Annotated in this window: 6 protein-coding genes; 2 read left to right on the plus strand and 4 right to left on the minus strand. The window is 60.6% G+C overall.

Translation table 11 applies throughout. From position 1 onward, the window contains the following. The 4 genes from BFL43_RS08090 to BFL43_RS08110 all read right to left on the minus strand — a co-directional run. Positions 1-806, minus strand: an 806-nt coding sequence (locus tag BFL43_RS08090) for an ice-binding family protein (RefSeq protein WP_168176570.1), incomplete at its 3' end; no start/stop codon positions are given. A gap of 949 nt (positions 807-1,755) precedes the next feature. Further along, entirely contained in the window at positions 1,756-2,163 is a 408-nt protein-coding gene (locus BFL43_RS08100; protein WP_143695183.1) for a hypothetical protein, read from the minus strand. A gap of 54 nt (positions 2,164-2,217) precedes the next feature. Then, positions 2,218-2,703 carry a hypothetical protein gene (locus BFL43_RS08105; RefSeq protein WP_084892061.1) on the minus strand — a complete coding sequence of 162 codons (486 nt, stop codon included), beginning with the start codon at positions 2,701-2,703 and terminating at the stop codon, positions 2,218-2,220. After that, positions 2,696-2,998: a hypothetical protein gene (locus BFL43_RS08110; protein WP_084892062.1), complete on the minus strand. Its 303-nt coding sequence runs from the start codon at positions 2,996-2,998 to the stop codon at positions 2,696-2,698. Before BFL43_RS08110 ends, BFL43_RS08105 begins: the two co-directional genes overlap by 8 nt. A gap of 30 nt (positions 2,999-3,028) precedes the next feature. Between BFL43_RS08110 and BFL43_RS08115 the strand changes: the two genes are divergently transcribed. Next, positions 3,029-3,319: a transposase gene (locus BFL43_RS08115; protein WP_084889699.1), complete on the plus strand. Its 291-nt coding sequence runs from the start codon at positions 3,029-3,031 to the stop codon at positions 3,317-3,319. Further along, positions 3,316-4,254: an IS3 family transposase gene (locus tag BFL43_RS08120; RefSeq protein WP_084889697.1), complete on the plus strand. Its 939-nt coding sequence runs from the start codon at positions 3,316-3,318 to the stop codon at positions 4,252-4,254. The genes BFL43_RS08115 and BFL43_RS08120 overlap by 4 nt, the downstream gene beginning before the upstream one ends. The last annotated feature ends 23 nt before the right edge of the window (positions 4,255-4,277 follow it).

A 4,277-nucleotide genomic window follows, 5' to 3' on the forward strand; every position in this document is an offset into this window, starting at 1 on the left:
GTCGTAGTCGTCTCGTCGGTCGTAGTCGTCTCGTCGGTCGTAGTCGTCTCGTCGGTCGTAGTCGTCTCGTCCGGCGTCGTGGTCGTGGTCGTGACCGGCGGCGTACAGGGCGACCGGGTGATGTCATTGCCCAACAGCGTCACCGATGCGTCCAGGGCGATCAGGCGGCCGTCGATGTCAGCGCCGGTCCCCATGTTCACGGCGGCTCGGGCGATGATGGTGCCTACGAAGTCGGTGTTCGTTTTCAGCGTGGCCGAAGAGCCCACCTGCCAAAAGACGTTGCAGGCCTGAGCGCCATTGATCAACGTAACGGAGCTGTTCACCTCCGCGGTGAGGGTGGAGGCAGTCTGGAACACCCACACGGTATCTGGGTTTCCCTGGGCGTCCAGAGTGAGGTTCTGGGTGAGCGACAAAGCTCCGCCAGAGTTGTACACACCTCCGACGAGAGTTTCCCCACTGAGGTCGTCGGCCGTGTCGATCGGTGGCCCTTGGCCGGCGAGATTGGCGTAAGCGGTCTCAGCTGAGAGTTTCGCCTGCAGGCTCACCGCATCATTTCCGTGGTTGACCCCAGAAAAGGTGATCGAATTGGCACCGGGGCCGAGGCCGGTGATGGCGCCATTCGGATAACTGCCGATGTCGCCGGCAACAGTCGTGACACCCTCATTTGTGATGCCGGCGCCGGCCAGCACGCCAAAGCTGGTCGCGGTTCCCAGACCTGGATTGACCGCTGCCGCAGACGCTGAGGTGGCAGTGAAAGTGATGGCCGCCAAGCACAGAGCGCCGACCGACGTGGTGGCGATCAGCAAGCTCTTAGTACGTTTGTTCTGCGGTTGACGGTGGCGGCTACTGTGCGTGGTTTTTCGCATACGCGTGGACCAGTCCTATGAAATATCTGCTTGGCGACTACGCCGAGTGATGAGACATGGGATAAATCTCCACTTCTGCACCATATTTCGCAGAAGTTCTCAGCTCGGTCTGTCCCTGATTAGTGCTGGCTGCACCGTATTGGACAGACAGAACTGACGTTTAACCCAAGCAGTCAAGAAGGAGGTCCCCCCGCGAGGTCCAGAGCTGGGGTAAACCAACGCATCCCTAGTTTCCAAGGAGCCGTCGGTATGTACCGCCTGAGCCCAAGTAGGCGCTACATGCACGTCAAAGTCAAGTTATTCTGGATGGAGTTTCAACAAACAGCCCAGTTGATACTGCAAAGAGCGCCGGCTCTTTCTCTGAAGCTGTTGTCCAACATCACTTTCGGGCTACGTATCGCAGTAATGGCGCCGCATATCGTTAGCGCTGCGAAGGTTAACGCAACAAGATTCCTTGTCCGCTCGCAGCACTAACCGACTGACGCACTTCATGGGCCGCCCGGCGACGGCGTCGGAAACTAGAATTCGACACCAGAAAGACAATTCGTAACGCTATTCGATATTTAGCGATAGACATAGGTAGCTGGAATTCGCGGGGCGACGCATTACTTACCAATTCAGGAGAGGCGCCACCATGAGGGATCATGACTACCTGAGGAGCCACGAGCGCTGCCTCGACTGTGGAGGTGAAGTACTGATCGACGTGGCCTACGACGATCAGATCTCCCCCAGATCAACAAAATCCACGGTGCAAAGTTATGACTGTCAGGAGCGTGATTGCGGCAGTCAGTTCAACACGTTCGAGTGGGACACCCGTACGCGCAACAGCGCTGGACGCAGCCGCCGACCACTCGTCGCGACCTGAGAGGTCGATAGCTCGACAGCTCGACTACTCCGGTTGGCGTATCGATGACAGTGGGTCACCTGCTGAACTCAATTGGTGTGCCAGGGTCGCCACGGATGACAACAACAGTCCGGCGCCGAAGTACCCCAAGAGGGTGGGCGAGAAGATCTCTGGCTCACCGCGATGCGCAGCCCACCAGAAGACGCTAAAACCGGTCATCGCCATTCCGATCGTCAACCCCGAAAGTTGATATGCGGGGCCGAGCTTCGACAACTGCAGGGTCACGACCGCTGCGATCGCTCCGAACACGCTGATCAGGAGGGAAATCAGGAGGGAAATCAGGAACCACCATTCCGCCTCCCTGAACTGCATAGCGATCAGTGCAGACACCAGTCCTACGACCACCATGCCGAGTTCGGCAGTCGGGGTGCGGCTGTGCCAGGTGTTCGCCATGGCTCCTTCCGTGGCGAGAAGGTTGAAGTCCTCGCCCAAGGTGTGTAGAGACGTTCAGGCCCGAAAGGCCGACACCTCAAGTACGAGTCCCGACTCCACTCCTTCGTCATAACTGATCGTCAACTGGTCGCCCCCGGGTACGGCAGCAACGAATACCTGCCTACTGCGTCCGAGATTCGGCCTACGGATGTGCTCACGAAACAGGCCGTTGTTGACGCTGACCATCGATCGCTCGACCTCCTCCCTGACACCTGACCGCCGGAGCAGCGCCTCTCGCGTGGCATGCGACGCCGTCCGCACGGTGAGAGTCCCAGACGAATCCGTGAAGCTCGAGTGCCATGCACATGCGACGACCTCGTCGTCGTCGGAAAGGCTCAAACCCAGCTCTGATGCAACCGGGAGCACGGTGTCGCACGGGTCGTCATGGAGCACCTTGGGTATGGCGACAACACACGCGATGACGACGCCGACCACCAGCACTGCCGCGCCGAACCACACTATGCGGGAATGTAGCGTCGGGAACTTCAGGCGGTCAGGCATCCCCGACACCGTGCTGACCGGTCGAGGGCACTGTCCTCTTCCACCAACCCCGCAATCCCACCGCAAGCACTACCAGCGCCAAGGTCACAACCGGGCTCAAGGAGTCATCGAGAATCACGCCAGGTGTCGCCACACCGAGGACCGCCAGCGCCGCGAAGGGAACGGTCACAGTCGCCGCGGCGGTGACCACGTCGCGTTGGGTGCATGCTTCCCACAATGCTGCGGCGACCACGACGACAAACGCGGCCAACGAGTAGAACGCCGGTTCCAGCCACCAATTTGAGGTTCCCCCCAAACCGTAGAGGCATCGATAATGAGGAGCACGATGTCTGAGAAGCGGAAGAAGTACGACCGGGAGTTCCGTGATGGGGCGGTCCGGATCGTCGAGGAGACGGGTAAACCGATCGCCCAGGTCGCGCGCGATCTGGGGGTCAACGAGGGCACCCTGGGCAACTGGGTCAACCGTGCGCGCGCCGAGCGCGGCGGCGAGGATGAGGCGAGCGGCGATAGTGCTGCCGAGCTCAAGCGGTTGCGTGCCGAGGTGGCCGAGTTGCGGATGGAGCGCGATGTTTTAAAACGATCGGTGGTCCTGTGGGTGAAGGAGGCGACGAAGTGATGCTGGCCCGCTTCATCGCAGAGCAGAGGACCACCTATCGAGTGCCACATACGGTCACGTGCGCGCTGCTTGGCGTGAGTATGGCGTGGTTCTACAAGTGGTTCAAGCGTTCTCAAAAGCCGGGTGCAGCAACAGGATTGCATACCGCGCGTGACTATCGGCGCGACACGGTAGACCGCGCAGTCAAGGTCAAGTTCATGACATTGCGGGGCTTGCATGGTTCCCCGCGGCTGCACGTGGACCTGCGTGAGGACGGGTGGACAGTGAGCGAGAAGACGGTCGCGGATTCGATGCGCCGGCAGGGTTTGGTGGCACGCCGGATCCGTCGCCGAAACGGGCTGACCCGGCAGGACAAGACGGCACCGAAGTTCCCGGATCTGGTGCGCCGGAACTTCACCGCGACGCGTCCGAACGAGAAGTGGGTCGGCGATATCACCGAGATCCCGACTGCGGCCGGGAAGTTGTATCTGGCGACCGTGATCGACCTCTACAGCCGCCGATTGCTGGGTGCGGCCACCAGCGTGCATCCAGACGCACCGCTCGCGTGTGCAGCAATCGAGATGGCGGTGGCCACCCGAGGCGGTAAGCAGGCCATAAGGCGTGACGAGGAGTCCGAACGGGTCATCTTCCACAGTGACCGCGGGTCGACGTACACCTCCAACAAGTTCACCAAGCTGTGCCGTCGGATGGGACTCCGTCAGTCGATGGGCCGCGTCGGGTCATGCTTCGACAATGCCGCTGCCGAAGCGTTCTTCTCTTCCCTGGAGTGGGAGGTACTGTCACGCAACGATTTCGAGACTCTTGCCGGAGCCAAGGCCGGTGTGCTTGACTGGTGTTACGGCTTCTACAACCACGTCCGCCGGCACTCCACGATTGGGATGGTCAGCCCCATCGACTACGAGAACGCTGCAGTCGCGGAGCCCGAAGCCGCATAGAGGAGTCCTCCACGATTTGGGGG

The organism is Williamsia sp. 1135, from assembly GCF_002095395.1.
Lineage (GTDB): Bacteria > Actinomycetota > Actinomycetes > Mycobacteriales > Mycobacteriaceae > Williamsia.

What these genes read in the sequence shown, in the direction of transcription:
- BFL43_RS08100 (WP_143695183.1), bottom strand. Translation starts at nt 2,163, where the DNA reads ATGGCGAACACCTGGCACAGCCGCACCCCGACTGCCGAACTCGGCATG.
- BFL43_RS08105 (WP_084892061.1), bottom strand. Translation starts at nt 2,703, where the DNA reads ATGCCTGACCGCCTGAAGTTCCCGACGCTACATTCCCGCATAGTGTGG.
- BFL43_RS08115 (WP_084889699.1), top strand. Translation starts at nt 3,029, where the DNA reads ATGTCTGAGAAGCGGAAGAAGTACGACCGGGAGTTCCGTGATGGGGCG.